We start from the raw sequence: 16,399 nt of genomic DNA, 5'->3' as shown, positions 1-16,399 counted from the left end.
GCCGTCTTACCCAGCAGCGCGCCCTACGCAGCCTCGCTTGCGCTCGACAGCTGCTACGGGCGGGGCTGCGTATCGCCATTAAAGGGTCTTGGCAGACGCCGGGTTGATCATCCGCGTCAGCCCCAGGTTCTTCAGCGCCAATTGCAGCGAGCTGTGGATAACCTGCGGGTTGTCGATGGTCATCAACTCCGCCAGCAGATCCTTGGCCATGCTCAGTTCAACCTGGCGCAGCATCCACTTTACCTTCGGCAGGTTGGTGGCGTTCATCGACAGGCTGTCAAAGCCCATCGCCATCAACAGCACCGCCGCCGCCGGGTCACCGGCCATTTCACCGCAGATGCTCACCGGCTTGCCCTCGGCATGGGCGTCGCGCACCACGTGTTGCAAGGCTTGCAGCACCGCCGGGTGCAGGTAGTCGTAGAGGTCGGCCACCCGTGGGTTGTTACGGTCCACGGCCAGCAGGTACTGGGTCAGGTCGTTGGAGCCCACGGACAGGAAGTCCACCTGCCGCGCCAGTTCCTTGGCTTGGTACACCGCCGCCGGGATTTCAATCATCACGCCAATCGGCGGCATCGGTACGTCGGCGCCTTCGTCGCGCACTTCGCCCCAGGCGCGGTGGATCAGGTGCAAGGCCTCTTCCAGCTCATGGGTGCCGGAGATCATCGGCAGCAGGATGCGCAGGTTGTTCAGGCCTTCGCTGGCCTTGAGCATGGCACGGGTCTGCACCAGGAAGATTTCAGGGTGGTCGAGGGTGACGCGAATACCACGCCAGCCGAGGAAGGGGTTGTCTTCCTTGATCGGGAAATACGACAGGGACTTGTCGCCGCCGATGTCCAGGCTGCGCATGGTCACCGGCAACGGGTGGAAGGCGGACAGTTGCTCGCGATAAATCGCCAGCTGCTCCTTCTCACTCGGGAAACGCTGGTTGATCATGAACGGCACTTCGGTGCGGTACAGCCCCACCCCTTCGGCGCCGCGCTGTTGCGCGCGGGCCACATCGGCCAGCAGGCCGGTGTTGACCAGCAGCGGTACACGGTGACCGTCGAGGGTCACGCACGGCAGTTCGCGCAAGGAATCGAGCCCGAGCGCCAGTTGCTTCTCTTCTTCCACCACCTCGGCGTATTGCTTGCGCAGGACTTCGCTGGGGTTGGTAAACACCTCGCCGCGATGCCCATCGACGATCATGTCGATACCGTCGACCTTGGAGTACGGCAGGTCCACCAGCCCCATCACCGTCGGAATGCCCATGGCCCGGGCCAGGATCGCGACGTGGGAGTTACCCGAACCGAGGACCGAGACCAGGCCCACCAACTTGCCTTCGGGCACTTCGCCGAGCATGGTGGCGGTCAGTTCTTCACTGATCAGGATGGTGTTGTCGGGGTAGACCAGGTTGGTGGTGCGGTCTTCCTGCAGATAGGCCAGCAGACGGCGACCGAGGTCACGCACATCCGAGGCCCGTTCGCGCAGGTAGGCGTCGTCCATCAATTCGAAACGGTTGACGTGATCGGTGACCACCTGGCGCAGCGCGCCCTGGGCCCACTGGCCGGTCTTGATCACGGTCTTGACTTCGTTCCCGAGGGACGCGTCGTCGAGCATCATCTGGTACACGTCGAACAACGCGCGCTCTTCGGGGCGCAGCTGGGTGGCCAGCTTGGTCGACAGGTTGCGCATGTCGGCGCGCACGCCTTCCAGGGCCGTCTTGAACAGTTTGATTTCAGCGTCGATGTCGTCGACGTGCTTGTCCGGCACCACATCGAGGTCGGCCGGCGGCAACATGACCACGGCAGTACCGACCGCCGCACCCGGCGAACCCGGTACGCCGACGAACTTGGCTTCCTGGATCCCCTTGCCCTGGCGCCCCAGGCCGCGAATCGAGCCGGTGGCTTCGGCGTGGGCGATAACCCCGGCGAGCTGCGCGCTCATGGTCACGAGGAAGGCTTCTTCGCCCTCGTCGAACTGGCGACGTTCTTTTTGCTGGATGACCAATACGCCGACGACGCGGCGATGGTGAATGATTGGTGCGCCGAGGAACGAGGCGTAGCGCTCTTCGCCGGTTTCGGCAAAGTAGCGATAACGCGGGTGATCGGCCGCGTTTTCAAGGTTCAGGGGTTCTTCACGCGTCCCCACCAAGCCCACCAGACCTTCATTGGGCGCCATGCTGACCTTGCCGATGGAGCGCTTGTTCAAGCCCTCGGTGGCCATCAGCACAAAACGGTTGGTCTCTGGGTCCAGCAGGTAAACCGAGCAGACCTGGCTGCCCATGGCTTCCTTGACGCGCAACACAATAATCCCCAACGCCGCCTTGAGATCCTTGGCGGAGTTAACTTCCTGGACGATCTTGCGCAGCGTATTGAGCATGGCTCGGGGTCGAACTCCGTCGTCAGTCGCGCGCTAAAAGGCGCGGGGCAAGCTCTTTGAGAGCGCGACGATAAACCTCGCGCTTGAATGTCACCACCTGGCCCAACGGGTACCAATAACTGACCCAACGCCAGCCATCGAACTCCGGTTTACCGGTCAAATCCATCCGCACCCGCTGCTCGTTGGAGATCAGGCGCAGGAGAAACCATTTCTGCTTCTGGCCGATGCACAGCGGTTGGCTGTGGGTACGCACCAGGCGTTGCGGCAAACGATAGCGCAACCAGCCCCGGGTACAGGCCAAAATCTGCACATCTTCACGCTCAAGGCCGACTTCTTCATTCAACTCACGGTACAAGGCGTCTTCAGGGGTTTCGTCGGGGTTGATTCCGCCTTGAGGAAACTGCCAGGCATCTTGGTTGATTCGGCGAGCCCATAGCACCTGTCCGGCATCATTCGTAAGAATAATCCCGACATTAGGACGGAAACCATCGGGGTCGATCACGGCAACAACCTCGCAAACGCATGTCGCCGCATTGTTCCACAAAGGTTGTTCCAGCGGCAACGAGGCTTCTTACCTTATGTGCACTCTTGTGAAAAGACCGTATTCTGGACGCCTTTTTACAGACTTTTCAGCGAGTAACTGCAATGCGCCTGGCTTTATTCGACTTGGACAACACCCTTCTCGGCGGTGACAGCGACCACGCCTGGGGCGATTACCTCTGCGAGCGGGGGATTCTCGACGCGGTCGCCTACAAAGCCCGCAACGACGAGTTCTACCAGGACTACCTGGCCGGCAAGCTGGACAACGCCGCCTACCTGAACTTCTGCCTGGAAATCCTCGGCCGCACCGAGATGGCCCAGTTGGACGAATGGCATAACGACTATATGCGCGACTGCATCGAGCCGATCATGCTGCCCCTGGCCGCTGAGCTGCTGGCCAAGCACCGCGCCGCTGGCGACAAGCTGGTGATCATCACCGCCACCAACCGTTTCGTCACCGCGCCAATTGCCGCACGCCTGGGCGTCGAGACGCTGATCGCCACCGAGTGCGAGATGGAAAATGGCCGCTACACCGGGCGCAGCACGGATGTGCCGTGCTTTCGTGAAGGCAAGGTGACGCGCTTGAATCGGTGGTTGGAAGAGACGGGGTACAGCCTGGAAGACAGTTACTTCTACAGCGACTCGATGAATGACCTGCCGCTGTTGGAGCAGGTGACGCACCCGGTGGCGGTGGATCCGGATCCGAATCTGCGTGCTGAAGCCGAGAAGCGGGGTTGGCCGGTGATTACCCTGCGTAGCGAGTAACGGTGGTGAGCGGGCTTGCCCCGCGCTGGGCTGCGAAGCAGCCCCAAAACCTGCCAACCGGTCTCATCAGGAAAAATGCGGGCCTTTGTCAGGGCTGCTTCGCAGCCCAGCGCGGGGCAAGCCCGCTCACCACAGAAGCCCTCACCGCGTTACACCGGCTTGGCGCCCATGAGCCCGGCAATCGCCACAAACCCCACCAGGCTTACCACCGCCAGCACCAGGGTGAAATTCAGGCTGCCGCCCTCGCCTTTGCGCAGCCGGTTAAGCCGTGCCACCAGCCAGAACCAGGCCAGCGCGGCCACGGTATAGAGGATGCTGGAACCGAGGATCCAGGTCTGCCCCAGCGGCCAGCCGACCAGGTGCACCAGCCACCAGCCGGTAAACGGCATGCTGACCATGCAAACGCCCATCAGCAACCACACGAACGCCCACGGGCGCTGCACGGTCACGGCCGGGCCGGCGCTGCGCTTGCGCCAGGCCAGCAGTGCCAGGCCGAGGCCGCTGAGCAGCAGCAACACCGTGGCGGCGATGTGGATAACTTTGAGGGTGGTCAGGGTTTCCATATGTCGTTTTCCTTAAAGGCCGCCCCAATCAGCGTAGTCGCTCAACCGAGAAACAGTTTGTAGGCCGGGTTATCGCTTTCATCCCAATACGGGTAGCCAATGGCCTCTAGGGCTGCCGGGACCAGGTGACGCTCGCTCGCCGGCACTTGCAGGCCAGCAACCACACGGCCGTCAGCGGCACCGTGGTTGCGATAGTGGAACATCGAGATGTTCCAGCGCCCGCCCAATTTGTTAAGAAAGTTGAACAGCGCCCCCGGACGTTCCGGGAATTCGAAACGGAACACCACTTCATCACTGACCTTGGCCGCATGCCCGCCGACCATATGGCGGATGTGCAACTTGGCCAGTTCGTTCTCGGTCAGGTCCAGCACCGGGAAACCCTGGCCGGTGAGGCTGGCGATCAGCGCACTGCGCGGGTCGTTTTCCGGGTGGGTCTGCACGCCGACAAAGATGTGCGCTTCGCTGCCGGAGTGGTAGCGGTAGTTGAATTCGGTGATCTGGCGCTTGCCCACCGCCTCGCAGAACGCCTTGAAGCTGCCCGGCTTCTCGGGGATGGTCACGGCGATGATGGCTTCGCGGCCTTCACCCAGCTCGGCGCGCTCGGCCACATGGCGCAGGCGGTCGAAGTTGACGTTGGCGCCGGAGTCGATGGCCACCAGGGTTTGCCCGCTGATGCCACGGGTCTCCACGTATTTCTTGATCCCCGCCACACCCAGCGCGCCGGCCGGCTCGGTGATGGAGCGGGTGTCGTCGTAGATGTCCTTGATCGCCGCGCAGATCTCATCGGTGCTGACGGTGATCACTTCATCCACATAGTCCTTGCAGATGTCGAAGGTGTGCTGGCCGATCTGCGCCACCGCCACGCCATCGGCAAAAATGCCCACGGTGGGCAGCACCACACGCTCGCCGGCAGCCATGGCAGCTTGCAGGCAGTTGGAGTCGTCCGGTTCGACGCCGATGATTTTGATCTCCGGGCGCAGGTATTTCACGTACGCCGCAATGCCGGCGATCAGCCCGCCGCCGCCCACCGGTACGAAAATCGCGTCCAGGGGCCCCGGGTGCTGGCGCAGGATCTCCATCGCCACGGTGCCCTGCCCGGCAATGGTGTGCGGATCGTCGTAGGGGTGAATGTAGACGTAGCCTTTTTCGTCGACCAGCTTGAGCGAGTAGGCCAGGGCTTCCGGGAAGGAATCGCCATGCAGCACCACTTTGCCGCCACGGGAGCGCACGCCTTCGACCTTGATCTCCGGGGTGGTCTTGGGCATCACGATCGTGGCCTTGACCCCCAGCACCTTGGCCGCCAGGGCCAGGCCCTGGGCATGGTTGCCCGCCGAGGCCGTGACCACGCCGCGTGCACGCTCTTCAGTGGTCAATTGAGTCAGCTTGTTATACGCGCCGCGAATCTTGAACGAGAACACCGGCTGCAAGTCTTCACGCTTGAGCCAGACCTTGTTGCCCAGCCGCTCGGAGAGCTGGCGGGCGGTCTGCAGCGGGGTTTCTACGGCAACGTCATAGACGCGCGAGGTGAGGATCTTTTTGACGTACTGTTCAAGCATCGGCGGAAATCACTGGGCGGGTTGGGCAGGGCCAAGGAGTCTAACCCAGCGTTTGGCCGGGCGACCACACGAATCCGGAGGTTTTGTTGGGTTATACTCGCGCCCCTCTTTACTCCCCGCCCGTTCCGGAGCCCGCATGACCCAGGATCAACTCAAACAGGCAGTGGCCCAGGCCGCCGTCGATTTAATCCTTCCTAAACTCGACGACAAGAGCATCGTCGGTGTCGGCACCGGCTCCACCGCCAACTGCTTTATCGATGCGCTGGCCCAGCACAAAGGCGCGTTCGACGGCGCCGTGGCCAGTTCCGAAGCCACCGCCGCGCGCCTCAAGGGCCATGGCATTCCGGTGTACGAGCTCAACACCGTGAGCGACCTGGAGTTCTACGTCGACGGCGCCGATGAAAGCGACGAACACCTGAACCTGATCAAGGGCGGCGGTGCAGCCCTGACCCGCGAGAAGATCGTCGCGGCCGTGGCCAAGACCTTTATCTGCATCGCCGACGCCAGCAAGCTGGTACCGGTGCTCGGCGCGTTCCCGCTGCCGGTGGAGGTCATCCCGATGGCCCGCAGCCACGTGGCTCGTGAGCTGGTGAAGCTGGGTGGCGATCCGGTGTACCGCGAAGGCGTGTTGACCGACAACGGCAACATCATCCTCGACGTGTTCAATATGCAGATCACCAACCCAGTGGAGCTTGAGACCCAGATCAACGCCATCGTCGGCGTGGTCACCAACGGCCTGTTCGCGGCGCGTCCGGCGGATGTGCTGCTGCTGGGCACTTCCGAAGGCGTGAAAACCCTTAAAGCCTGATGCAAAACCCAATGTGTCTCAGGGATTGGGTTTCTTGAACACGTAGAACAGGTTCGGCTCGCTGACCAGGTACAACGTACCCTCGTCATCCATGGCGATTCCTTCGGCCTGGGGCACCCGTTTTTTCAGGCCATGGCGCCCATTGAGCAGAGACAGGCTGCTCAATGGGCGACCGTCGATGTCCAGCTCCAACACCAGGAACGACTCATCCGACAGCGCCAGCAGATGGCCGCTGCGCTCGTCGTATTGCAGGCTCGACAGGTCGCGTACAAACAACCCGGCATCGCGCTTGGGGTTGTTGATCACGTGCACCGAGTAGGTTTTTTCCGGTTTGAAATGGGGAAAACCGTGGACCTCGTAGATCAGCATCGGGTCGCGTTCCTTGGCCACGAACAGGCGCTTGCCCACCGAGTCATAGGCCAACCCCTCAAACCCCTTGTTGCCCCCGACATGCAGGCCCAGGGTCATCTGTTCCGCATCGGCGGCGTCGAGGAATTGGGTATCGTCGTCCACATGCACCTTGATCAGCCGCTGCTGGCGCTCGTCGGTGATGACATAGATGTTGTCGCTGATAAATTCCACCGCCTCGGCATCACCAAACCCCACCAACGGGATGCGTCGCAGGATCTTGCCCTCAAGGGACAGCTCGATCAGCTCGGCGTTTTTATTGGTGACGGTAAACAGGCTCTTGCGTACCGGATCGTAGGTGAGGGCCGAGACATCGTCGTCGAGACCCTCGATAACCTGGGCCTCAAGGGTCACTCGGTAATCCGCCAGGCCGATGGAGCGCTCGTCCGCCGGCTGACGCCAGGCCTGCCAGTTGAACCAGGCGCGCTCGAACAGGCGAAAGTGCTGCGCAACAGCCCCGGCGCTGACCAGGGCGATCAACGCGAGCATCAAGAGAATGGGTTTGGGGCGGGCAAATCGACGCATCGGGCGGTGCTCAAAGTCAAAAGTGGCGAATGAATATCACGCCTGTCTGAATTTAAACTTAAACGCACCCTGGTGTCTGGCGAATGCCGCTAATAGAGAAATATCCGACGTGATTCGTCTGTTATTTCTGCTTTTCGAAACGATAGAACAGGTTTGGCTCACTGACCATATAGAGCGTGCCGTCCTCATCCATGGTGACCCCTTCTGCGCGGGGGATGGTGTTCTTGAGGCCGTTGAAGCCACCAAGCAGGGTCATGAAGCTGACTTGTTCACCCTTCTCATCCAACTCCAGCAACAAATGGGAGTCGGCCGATAACACCAGCAGATGGCCGGTGCGCGGATCGATGGCCAGGGCCGAAAGGTTGCGCATGTCCAGCTCTTTGCTGGCCAGTTTCTGTTTATCGCCGACCAGGGTCTGGCTGCCGTCGCTTTTCCAGGTGAACAACGCTGGCGGCCGCTCTTCACCCAGCACAAATTGCTGATTGCGCTTGTCCCAGGTAAGCCCCTCGAACGCTTTGTTCTGGTCCTTGGACGGGCCCAGGTCATAGCTCGGGAAGTCGGCCTTGTTCAATTGCTGGGTGGCAGCGTCGATCTTGACGATGGTCAGGTTGTGCTGGCGTTCGTCGACCACGGCCATCAGGCCATTTTCCATCACGGTCACGCCTTCCGGGTTGTCCCAGCCATTGAGCGGCATCTTGCGCAATACATCGCCTTGCAGGCTCAGCTCGACAAGGAACGGGTTTTTACCCATGACGGAAAACAGGGTTTTGGTCTGCGGGTTATAGGAGACGTCCGAGGCTTCGTCTTTCTCCATGCCCGGCAAAACCTTGGCGTCGATGACAACGTGATAGTCAGGCAACCACACACTTTCGCTGCGCTCGGCGGGCGTTTCAAAGCCCTCCAACAGCCACAGCACGCCGCGATCGTCCCAATGCATGGCCCAGGAAATGCCATACACGATGGCACCCGCCAGAAATAGCCAGGAATACCAGCGCAAGGCAAAGCGAGAGCGCGGTTTGGGTGTGGCGGAAGGCAGGGACACGGCCATTGGGTGCTTTTCCGGAAAGTCAGCGGTAGGTGATAGCACAGGATCAATGGACCCGCGCGCAGGAGGCTGAGGATTATCCGGATGGGGTGTGAAAAAAATGCAAAAGCCCATGCATTAAATGGACTCGGACCCAATGTGGAAGGGGGCAAGCCCCCTCCCACATCAGGTGCTTATCGAACGCTGCTTTCGAAACGATTCACGCCGGTCAATTCCAACACCAGGTCATCACCCACATTCAACGGGCCCACGCCGGCTGGGGTGCCGGTGAGGATCACATCGCCAGCCTGCAGCGAGAAGCAGCCGGCCATGTACTGGATCATCGGCACGATCGGGTTGAGCATGCTCGCGCTGTTGCCGTCCTGGCGCACTTCGCCATTGATGGTCAGGCGAATGCCAATATCGGTCACGTCCGCGAAGGTGCTGCCGACCACGAACGGCGCAATCACCGCCGCGCCGTCGAAGGACTTGGCGATTTCCCACGGCAGGCCCTTGGCCTTCAGCTCGGATTGCTTGTCGCGCAGGGTCAGATCCAGGGCCGGGGCGAAGCCGGAGATGGCGTCCAGCACTTCTTCACGGCTGGGCTTGTTCGACAGCGGCTTGCCGATCAGCACCGCGATTTCCGCCTCGTAGTGCACCGAACCGCGCTCGGTCGGAATGCTGAAACAGCCTTCCAGCGGGACGACGCAACTGCCCGGCTTGATGAACAGCAACGGCTCGGTCGGCACCGGGTTGTCCAGTTCCTTGGCATGTTCGGCGTAGTTACGCCCAATACACACCACTTTACCGACAGGAAAGTGAATATTGGTGCCGTCGACATACTTGTGCTGGTAGCTCATGAAACGACTCCTTCGGGGGCGGTTAAACAGCGAAGATCTTGCCAGGGTTCATGATCCCGTTCGGGTCGAACACCGCCTTCACTGCTTTCATGTATTCGATCTCAACCGGCGAGCGGCTGTAGGTCAGGTAATCGCGCTTGGTCATGCCCACGCCGTGTTCGGCGGAGATCGAACCGTTGTACTTCTGAACGGTTTCGAACACCCACTTGTTCACCGTGGCGCACTTGGCGAAGAACTCATCCTTGCTCAGGCTTTCCGGCTTGAGGATGTTCAGGTGCAGGTTGCCGTCGCCGATATGGCCAAACCAGACGATTTCGAAGTCCGGGTAGTGTTCGCCGACGATCGCATCAATTTCCTTCAAGAACCCTGGCACTTTGGAGACGGTGACCGATATGTCGTTCTTGTAAGGCGTCCAGTGGGAAATGGTCTCGGAGATGTACTCGCGCAGTTTCCACAGGTTGTGCAACTGGGTTTCGCTCTGGCTCATCACGCCGTCCAGCACCCAGCCCTGCTCGACGCAGTGCTCGAAGGTCTCCAGCGCGTGGTTGGCAACTTCTTCGGTGGTGGCTTCGAATTCCAGCAGCGCGTAGAACGGGCACTCGGTTTCGAACGGCGCCGGCACATCGCCACGGCCGAGGACTTTGGCCAAGGCCTTGTCGGAGAAGAACTCGAAGGCGGTCAGGTCCAGCTTGCCCTGGAAGGCGTGCAGCACTGGCATGATCGAGTCGAAATCGGTGGTGCCGAGCACCATCGCGGTGAGGTTTTTCGGCGCACGGTCCAGGCGCATGGTGGCTTCGACCACAAAGCCCAGGGTGCCTTCGGCGCCGATAAACAGTTGGCGCATGTCGTAGCCGGTGGCGTTCTTGATCAGGTCGCGGTTCAGCTCCAGCACATCGCCCTTGCCGGTGACGACTTTCATGCCGGCCACCCAGTTGCGAGTCATACCGTAGCGAATGACCTTGATCCCGCCGGCATTGGTGCCGATATTGCCGCCGATCTGGCTGGAACCGGACGATGCGAAGTCCACCGGGTAGTACAGGCCATTTTCTTCGGCGACGTTCTGCAATTGCTTGGTCACCACGCCCGGCTGGCACACCGCGGTACGGTCGGTGAGGTTCACGTCGAGGATCTGGTTCATATAGTCGAACGAGACGACCACTTCGCCATTGGCCGCCACGGCAGCAGCCGAGAGGCCGGTGCGACCACCGGATGGCACCAGCGCCACCTTGTGCGCATTGGCCCAACGGACAATGGCCTGCACCTGCTCGGTGGTCTTGGGGAACACGATGGCGGTCGGCGCGGGCGCGAAGTGCTTGGTCCAATCCTTGCCGTAAGCCTCCAGGGAGTCGGCGTCGGTCAGCACTTTGCCGGGCTCAACCAGGGTCTTTAGCTCATCAATCAGGGCAGGATGGGTCATCGACAGAACTCTCGAACAATTCATGGTCATCCTGAGAACGCTTCACGTCGCAGGAATAGGTGTTTAGCGGGGCGCGTATGCTAGCATACCGCCCCCGCAGGACAGAGCCCAAGGGCGTTTCTGCGGTGACGGCTTTCCTGCCGTCCGGGTCAGCTTAAGCGATCCGATTCCCTGCCATTTTTCTCCGGGATACAGGTTTACGCAGATGAGCAAGACTTCTCTCGATAAGAGCAAGATCAAGTTCCTTCTTCTGGAAGGCGTCCACCCATCGGCCGTCGACGTACTGAAGGCCGCCGGGTACTCCAGCATTGAGTACATCACCAGTTCTCTGCCGGAAGCCCAGCTCAAGGAAAAGATCGCCGACGCGCACTTTATCGGCATTCGCTCCCGTACTCAGCTGACCGAAGAGATCTTCGATCACGCCAAGAAACTCGTGGCGGTCGGCTGTTTCTGCATCGGCACCAACCAGGTCGACCTCGACGCAGCGCGCGAGCGCGGCATTGCAGTGTTCAACGCCCCGTACTCCAACACCCGTTCCGTGGCGGAGCTGGTGCTGGCCGAGGCCATCCTGCTGCTGCGCGGTATCCCTGAGAAGAACGCTTCCTGCCACCGTGGCGGCTGGATCAAGAGCGCGGCCAACTCCTTCGAAATCCGGGGCAAGAAGCTGGGTATCGTCGGTTACGGCTCGATCGGCACGCAACTGTCGGTACTGGCCGAAGGCCTCGGCATGCAGGTGTTCTTCTACGACACCCTGACCAAGCTGCCATTGGGCAACGCCACCCAGGTGTCGAGCCTGACCGAGCTGCTGGGCATGTCCGACATCGTCACCCTGCACGTTCCGGAAACCGCCGAGACCCAGTGGATGATCGGCGAGAAGGAAATCCGCGCCATCAAGAAAGGCGGCATCCTGATCAACGCTGCACGGGGCACCGTGGTCGAGCTGGACGCCCTGGCCGACGCGATCAAGGACAAGCACCTGATCGGCGCCGCAATCGACGTGTTCCCGGTGGAGCCACGCTCCAACGACGACATCTTCGAAAGCCCGCTGCGTGGCCTGGACAACGTGATCCTGACCCCGCACATCGGCGGCTCCACCGCTGAAGCCCAGGCCAACATCGGCCTGGAAGTGTCGGAGAAGCTGGTCAAGTACAGCGACAACGGCACCTCGGTCTCGTCCGTCAACTTCCCGGAAGTGGCCCTGCCGGCTCACCCTGGCAAGCACCGTCTGCTGCACATCCACCAGAACATCCCGGGCGTGATGATGGAGATCAACAAGGTCTTCGCGGAAAACGGCATCAACATCTCCGGTCAGTTCCTGCAGACCAACGAGAAGGTCGGCTACGTGGTGATCGACGTCGACGCCGAGTACTCGGACCTGGCGCAAGAGAAGCTGCAGCACATCAACGGCACTATCCGTAGCCGCGTGTTGTTCTAAAACGGCGGGAATGGTCAGCGGCAAGCTAAAAGCGTCTACTTGCAGCTTTTAGCTTGCCGATAAAAAACGGGGGCCCCATCAGGGGCTCCCGTTTTTTTATTTCACATTAACCGTGATGACTTTCGAGGCTACAGTCGGGTCGAACTGCATGTGCAGCTTGTCGCCGGCCACCAGTTGCAGGGTGTGTTTGCCTGGGGTGAGGGTCAGCTCGGTCTCGGTCTGGGCCTTGCCGTAGTGAATCACGGTGTCGGTGGCCGGGATCGGTACACTGGCGTCAGGCAGCGCTTTCTGATCGACCAGCAGGTGGTGGTGGCCGGTGCCTGCGGTTTGGTCAGTGGCCGGGGCCAGCTTCAGGCCTTCCATGCCGAATTTGACGGTGAAGGTTTTATCGACGGTGGCACCGTCTTTTGGCGAGACGATAAACACTTTGGCGCCTTCGGGTGGAGCACTGCGCGGGATGCCGTCGGCGGCATTCGCCAACATCGAGGCGCCCAGCAGCAGGCTGGCAATGGTTGCACGGGACAATAGGGCTTTCATTCGCTTCTCCAGTTTTTCCATGAAATCTGTAGGGTTCTGACAACTTCGCGACAAATTGCTGTCCAAGGCACTCACCACCATAGCAAAGCGATGCTGAACGGCGCCTCGCACATTCGAATTCTTTAGGAGTGACCATGCGCTTTTCGCCTGGCCTGTTACTGTTGCTGCCCCTGCTGAGCCCCCTGGCTCATGCCGAACTGATCGACGATGTAAACGATCGCGGCGAACTCCGCATCGCCCTTGAAGCCAACACACCACCGTACAATTTCAAGGAAGGCGACAAACTCACCGGCTTTGAAGTGGAGCTGGGTGAATTGCTGGCAAAGGAAATGGACGTGCGCCCCTCGTTTATCACCGCCGACGACGCCGACATGCTGCCGGGGGTCTCAACCGGCAAATACGATGTGGCCATCAACCATGTCGCTATGACTGCCGAGCTTAAGGATCAGTTCGATTTCAGCGAGGCTTATCACGACAAGCCTGAGCTGGCGATCCCGTTCCAGAAGGGCAACCCGGCCTTCAAGTCGAGCTTGGATGGGGCGTTGAAGCGGGTGAAGGACGATGGCCGATTAAAGGCACTGTCCCAAAAGTGGTTCGAGGACCAGGCCCCTACAGGCGCGCCAACGCCAGTGCCGCCGCAGGCAACTCCAGCTCACTGAACACCTGCACGCCATGGCGCTTGAGCAGCGCCGCCGTTACGCCTTCGCCACTGACCTTGACACCGGTGAAAGTGCCGTCATAGGTCAGCAGGTTGCCGCAGGACGGGCTATTGGCCTTGAGAATGGCGATGCGGATGTGATGGCGCTGCACCAACGCCAAGGCTTGCCGGGCGCCGTCGAGGAAGGCGGCGCTGAAGTCTTCGCCCTCGGCCGTCAGCACCTGGGCGCGGCCTTCCCAGACATCGATGCCCTGCCCACCTGGAATCTCGGCGGAGGGCCTGGGCGTCGGCAGACCGCCCGACACTTCCGGGCAGATCGCAACCACGCGCCCTTCAGCCTGCCACGCCGCCAGTTGATCGAACGGCCCGCTGGCCCCACCGTCGTAGCGCACCTTGTGGCCAAGCAGGCAGCGGCTGATCAGAATCTTTTGCATGGTTAGAACGGCTCGTTACCGCGCCGACGAAACCAGCCGGTGAGGGACAGGCGCTCGCGCGTAGCCGGCATGACTTCGTGGGGCACCTCGCCCGACAGGAACACCACCAGGCATCCACCGCTGGGCACCACGTCGTATTCGACGCCGTCCTTGAGGTACATGCGCAACTGGCCACCGTGCTCGGGCAACCAGGCGTCGTTCAAGTAGATCACCGCCGAGACCATGCGCCGATCATCGTCACGGAACCGGTCCAGGTGCCTGAGGTAAAACGCGCCAGGGGGATACATCGCGAAGTGGCTTTCGAAATCCTCAAGGCCGAGGAACAAACCACGGTTCATCGCCAGGCGCAGCGTGTCCATCAACGCCATATAGCTGTCGCAGACCGCCGCGTCGCCCTCCTCCAGCCACTGGATATGGTCGCCGCGAATACCCTCGCGAATCTCCTGGGCCGGCCCGCGCCCCACTGCCGCCGGGGCCAGTTCACCCTCGGCCGCACGTTTACGGCACTCAGCCGCCAGTTCCAGGGTCAGAGCCTGGGGCAGGAAGCCGTTCTGCTGCGACCAGCCTTTTTCGGCCAGGTCATCGACGATGCGTTGCAGCAGGGGGTGATCAAGGGGTATTTGCATGGCGCGCATAGTATCCATACGCCTGTGAATCCGACAGAGCCGCCGAGCGTCTGAATACACTTTAGTCAGCTGACTGATAGGACTTCTCGACAAATCCTACGCCCGACACGGACAATAGTGGCCGACTGACAGGAGTCCATATGCGTCGTTTGTTTTTTTCCTTGCTGATGTTCTGCGTTTTGCCCGCTTGGGCAGACGGCCATGACCAGTTGTACAAGGTCGCCGGCTGGGCCGAACAACGTGCGCATTTCAATGACGCCCTCAGTGCTGCCCAGCAACGCTACCGTAACAGCCTGCCGCCGGCGGTGTACCAGGCGCTGGTGGACAACAGCAACAAGCGCTTTGCCGCCCAGGCCATGGACCAGCGCGCCGAAGCCCAGTTACGCAAGCACCTGGCGGACCCAGCGCCGGCCCTGGCGTTTTTCCAATCGCCCCTGGGCCGCAAGGTCGTTGCGGCAGAGTTACTGGCCACGCGCCGTGACCAGTTGGCAAAAAACGCCCAAGGCCTGCCGCACATCGAGGCTGACGCCACCCGCAGCCTGATCATCGGCCACCTGGCCCAGGCCCTGCCCGCCCGCGAAGCCGGGGCGGAGGTGAGCCTGGCGATCGCCGGCGTGGCCGCCGACAGCTTGAGCCAGATGATCCCCGGCCTGCTGGGTGGCGGCCAGGCCCAAGGCATGTTGAATGGCCAGCGTGAGCGGCTGATGCAACAGATTGGCAATGACCTGAACAACACTCTGCTGTACGTCTATCGGGATTTGTCCGACCCGGAGCTGGAAGAATTCGCGACGTTTGCGGAGTCGCCAGAGGGTAAGGCGTATTACCAGGCGGCGCTGGCGGCGATTCGCGCAGGTCTGGCAGTCGGCCAGAGCACTTCAAGCCTGGCGCAGTAATAAAATGTGGGAGGAGGCTTGCCCCCTCCCACATTTGGACTGCGTTATTTCAGATGGTCCGTCAAATACCGGAAGTACTCTTCGCGAATCTGCGGAATCTCATTCGCCAGGTGATGTCGGCCGCGCGGCAGCATCAACACTTCGGGCTGGTCGAACTTGCCCCGCAGCACCTGCAAGTTGTGCTGCCAATCCACCGTCATGTCTTCCTCACCCTGCACAATCACCGGCCGCCGAGGGCTGCGTGGCGCGGCTTCGATGCGTTTGATCCAGCGCGCCAGGGCGCCTACCCAGGCGGTGGGCAGTTGCCGGGGTTGCAGCGGGTCGGCTTCCAGGAACGGCTTGAACGCCGGGTCGTGAGTGTTCTCGCTGAAACGCCGGGCGATGCCTTTGACGAACGGGCGCAACAGGTAATAGCTGAGCTGCGACCACCCCCACGCACGCGGCCGCACCAGCGGTGAGAGCAGGAGGGTCTTGCCTTGTGCCGGACTGGTAGCACCATGGTTGAGCAAGTGATCCACCACCACCGCGCCGCCGGTGCTTTGCCCGAACAAGTGCCAGGGCTGCGGCAATTGCAGCGCTTGGGCCTGGACGAACAGCGCCTGCACCACTTCCTGGTACACGGCAAAATCATCGATGCTGGCGCGCGCGCCGCTGGACAAGCCATGGCCCGGCAAATCGCAGGCGATTACCACAAAGCCCTGGTCCAGGGCCCAGTCCACCACGTGGCGATACAGGCCCATATGGTCGTAGAAGCCGTGGAACATAAACATCGTCGCCACCGGCACGGGCGGCCACCACACCTGGGCGACCACCTCGAACCCAGCCACCTCGAAACGCCCCAGCCGACTCACTGTCGGCACGTTGCGTGCACTCAGGTCCAGTCCGTAGAAACGCTGGTAGACCCGCGCTTCGGCTGAAAGCGGTTGCGCGTCCACCAGGGGCCGCAGGCTTTCGCGAAGGTGATCAGGGTCAAAGGTCACAGGCATAAAGGC

The 16,399-nt window shown here is 61.2% G+C and carries 17 protein-coding genes; 5 read left to right on the top strand and 12 right to left on the bottom strand.

Going from position 1 to position 16,399, the window contains the following annotated elements:
- Positions 1-78: 78 nt before the first annotated feature.
- Together ptsP and BB029_RS02195 are read right to left on the bottom strand one after the other, a co-directional pair.
- Complete coding sequence (gene ptsP / locus BB029_RS02200) at positions 79-2,358, bottom strand: phosphoenolpyruvate--protein phosphotransferase (protein WP_065938083.1); 2,280 nt, start codon at positions 2,356-2,358, stop codon at positions 79-81.
- A 22-nt stretch (positions 2,359-2,380) separates the two neighbouring features.
- Entirely contained in the window at positions 2,381-2,860 is a 480-nt protein-coding gene (locus tag BB029_RS02195; protein ID WP_003176750.1) for an RNA pyrophosphohydrolase, read from the bottom strand.
- 143 nt (positions 2,861-3,003) lie between these two features.
- Here BB029_RS02195 and BB029_RS02190 point away from each other — a divergent pair, with 143 nt between their 5' ends.
- Positions 3,004-3,663: an HAD family phosphatase gene (locus tag BB029_RS02190; RefSeq protein WP_065938082.1), complete on the top strand. Its 660-nt coding sequence runs from the start codon at positions 3,004-3,006 to the stop codon at positions 3,661-3,663.
- A gap of 149 nt (positions 3,664-3,812) precedes the next feature.
- On the opposite strand, the gene BB029_RS02185 is transcribed toward BB029_RS02190, so the two are convergent.
- Entirely contained in the window at positions 3,813-4,226 is a 414-nt protein-coding gene (locus BB029_RS02185; protein WP_065938081.1) for a DUF2269 family protein, read from the bottom strand.
- A 41-nt stretch (positions 4,227-4,267) separates the two neighbouring features.
- The gene (gene ilvA, locus BB029_RS02180) at positions 4,268-5,782 is read right to left on the bottom strand and encodes a threonine ammonia-lyase, biosynthetic (protein WP_065938080.1); all 1,515 of its coding nucleotides are present in this window, start codon (positions 5,780-5,782) and stop codon (positions 4,268-4,270) included.
- Between the two features lie 136 nt (positions 5,783-5,918).
- Between ilvA and rpiA the strand changes: the two genes are divergently transcribed.
- On the top strand, positions 5,919-6,590 hold the full coding sequence (gene rpiA / locus BB029_RS02175; protein ID WP_053127902.1) for a ribose-5-phosphate isomerase RpiA: 672 nt from the start codon (positions 5,919-5,921) through the stop codon (positions 6,588-6,590).
- Positions 6,591-6,608: 18 nt separating this feature from the next.
- On the opposite strand, the gene BB029_RS02170 is transcribed toward rpiA, so the two are convergent.
- The 4 genes from BB029_RS02170 to BB029_RS02155 form a co-directional block, all read right to left on the bottom strand.
- Positions 6,609-7,523, bottom strand: a complete 915-nt coding sequence (locus BB029_RS02170) for an SdiA-regulated domain-containing protein (RefSeq protein ID WP_065938079.1) — start codon at positions 7,521-7,523, stop codon at positions 6,609-6,611.
- A 121-nt stretch (positions 7,524-7,644) separates the two neighbouring features.
- Positions 7,645-8,571, bottom strand: a complete 927-nt coding sequence (locus tag BB029_RS02165; RefSeq protein WP_065938078.1) for an SdiA-regulated domain-containing protein — start codon at positions 8,569-8,571, stop codon at positions 7,645-7,647.
- A gap of 170 nt (positions 8,572-8,741) precedes the next feature.
- Positions 8,742-9,407 (bottom strand): fumarylacetoacetate hydrolase family protein, encoded by a 666-nt coding sequence (locus BB029_RS02160; RefSeq protein ID WP_065938077.1) that lies wholly within the window; start codon positions 9,405-9,407, stop codon positions 8,742-8,744.
- A 22-nt stretch (positions 9,408-9,429) separates the two neighbouring features.
- The gene (locus BB029_RS02155) at positions 9,430-10,824 is read right to left on the bottom strand and encodes an FAD-binding oxidoreductase (protein ID WP_065938076.1); all 1,395 of its coding nucleotides are present in this window, start codon (positions 10,822-10,824) and stop codon (positions 9,430-9,432) included.
- A gap of 205 nt (positions 10,825-11,029) precedes the next feature.
- On the opposite strand from BB029_RS02155, the gene serA reads away from it, so the two are divergent.
- Positions 11,030-12,259, top strand: a complete 1,230-nt coding sequence (serA, locus tag BB029_RS02150) for a phosphoglycerate dehydrogenase (protein WP_027608416.1) — start codon at positions 11,030-11,032, stop codon at positions 12,257-12,259.
- 96 nt (positions 12,260-12,355) lie between these two features.
- Here the strand turns inward: serA and BB029_RS02145 are convergent, their stop codons facing one another.
- Complete coding sequence (locus BB029_RS02145) at positions 12,356-12,796, bottom strand: DUF4399 domain-containing protein (RefSeq protein WP_065938075.1); 441 nt, start codon at positions 12,794-12,796, stop codon at positions 12,356-12,358.
- Between the two features lie 134 nt (positions 12,797-12,930).
- On the opposite strand from BB029_RS02145, the gene BB029_RS02140 reads away from it, so the two are divergent.
- Positions 12,931-13,455: a transporter substrate-binding domain-containing protein gene (locus tag BB029_RS02140; RefSeq protein ID WP_065938074.1), complete on the top strand. Its 525-nt coding sequence runs from the start codon at positions 12,931-12,933 to the stop codon at positions 13,453-13,455.
- Here the strand turns inward: BB029_RS02140 and BB029_RS02135 are convergent.
- On the bottom strand, positions 13,406-13,888 hold the full coding sequence (locus tag BB029_RS02135) for a DUF523 domain-containing protein (protein ID WP_027608414.1): 483 nt from the start codon (positions 13,886-13,888) through the stop codon (positions 13,406-13,408). The two genes, BB029_RS02140 and BB029_RS02135, sit on opposite strands and share 50 nt — an antisense overlap.
- Positions 13,889-13,890: 2 nt before the next feature.
- Entirely contained in the window at positions 13,891-14,523 is a 633-nt protein-coding gene (locus tag BB029_RS02130; protein ID WP_065924356.1) for a 2OG-Fe(II) oxygenase, read from the bottom strand.
- A 131-nt stretch (positions 14,524-14,654) separates the two neighbouring features.
- Here BB029_RS02130 and BB029_RS02125 point away from each other — a divergent pair, with 131 nt between their 5' ends.
- A complete protein-coding gene (locus tag BB029_RS02125) occupies positions 14,655-15,407 on the top strand; it encodes a DUF2059 domain-containing protein (protein ID WP_065938073.1) in 753 nt (250 codons plus the stop codon).
- Positions 15,408-15,451: 44 nt separating this feature from the next.
- Here the strand turns inward: BB029_RS02125 and BB029_RS02120 are convergent, their stop codons facing one another.
- Positions 15,452-16,393 (bottom strand): alpha/beta hydrolase, encoded by a 942-nt coding sequence (locus BB029_RS02120; RefSeq protein WP_065938072.1) that lies wholly within the window; start codon positions 16,391-16,393, stop codon positions 15,452-15,454.
- Positions 16,394-16,399 lie beyond the last annotated feature (6 nt).

This window comes from Pseudomonas sp. S3E12, from assembly GCF_001702295.1.
GTDB lineage: Bacteria > Pseudomonadota > Gammaproteobacteria > Pseudomonadales > Pseudomonadaceae > Aquipseudomonas > Aquipseudomonas marginalis.
Note: the sequence above shows the minus strand (reverse complement) of the source record. Positions and strands in the feature narration are given on the sequence as shown.

Coding starts and splice junctions, on each gene's coding strand:
- BB029_RS02155 (WP_065938076.1), bottom strand. CDS start 10,824: ATGACCCATCCTGCCCTGATTGATGAGCTAAAGACCCTGGTTGAGCCC.
- ptsP (WP_065938083.1), bottom strand. CDS start 2,358: ATGCTCAATACGCTGCGCAAGATCGTCCAGGAAGTTAACTCCGCCAAG.
- BB029_RS02185 (WP_065938081.1), bottom strand. CDS start 4,226: ATGGAAACCCTGACCACCCTCAAAGTTATCCACATCGCCGCCACGGTG.
- BB029_RS02130 (WP_065924356.1), bottom strand. CDS start 14,523: ATGCGCGCCATGCAAATACCCCTTGATCACCCCCTGCTGCAACGCATC.
- BB029_RS02170 (WP_065938079.1), bottom strand. CDS start 7,523: ATGCGTCGATTTGCCCGCCCCAAACCCATTCTCTTGATGCTCGCGTTG.
- ilvA (WP_065938080.1), bottom strand. CDS start 5,782: ATGCTTGAACAGTACGTCAAAAAGATCCTCACCTCGCGCGTCTATGAC.
- BB029_RS02190 (WP_065938082.1), top strand. CDS start 3,004: ATGCGCCTGGCTTTATTCGACTTGGACAACACCCTTCTCGGCGGTGAC.
- BB029_RS02140 (WP_065938074.1), top strand. CDS start 12,931: ATGCGCTTTTCGCCTGGCCTGTTACTGTTGCTGCCCCTGCTGAGCCCC.
- BB029_RS02145 (WP_065938075.1), bottom strand. CDS start 12,796: ATGAAAGCCCTATTGTCCCGTGCAACCATTGCCAGCCTGCTGCTGGGC.
- BB029_RS02135 (WP_027608414.1), bottom strand. CDS start 13,888: ATGCAAAAGATTCTGATCAGCCGCTGCCTGCTTGGCCACAAGGTGCGC.
- BB029_RS02120 (WP_065938072.1), bottom strand. CDS start 16,393: ATGCCTGTGACCTTTGACCCTGATCACCTTCGCGAAAGCCTGCGGCCC.
- serA (WP_027608416.1), top strand. CDS start 11,030: ATGAGCAAGACTTCTCTCGATAAGAGCAAGATCAAGTTCCTTCTTCTG.
- rpiA (WP_053127902.1), top strand. CDS start 5,919: ATGACCCAGGATCAACTCAAACAGGCAGTGGCCCAGGCCGCCGTCGAT.
- BB029_RS02160 (WP_065938077.1), bottom strand. CDS start 9,407: ATGAGCTACCAGCACAAGTATGTCGACGGCACCAATATTCACTTTCCT.
- BB029_RS02165 (WP_065938078.1), bottom strand. CDS start 8,571: ATGGCCGTGTCCCTGCCTTCCGCCACACCCAAACCGCGCTCTCGCTTT.
- BB029_RS02125 (WP_065938073.1), top strand. CDS start 14,655: ATGCGTCGTTTGTTTTTTTCCTTGCTGATGTTCTGCGTTTTGCCCGCT.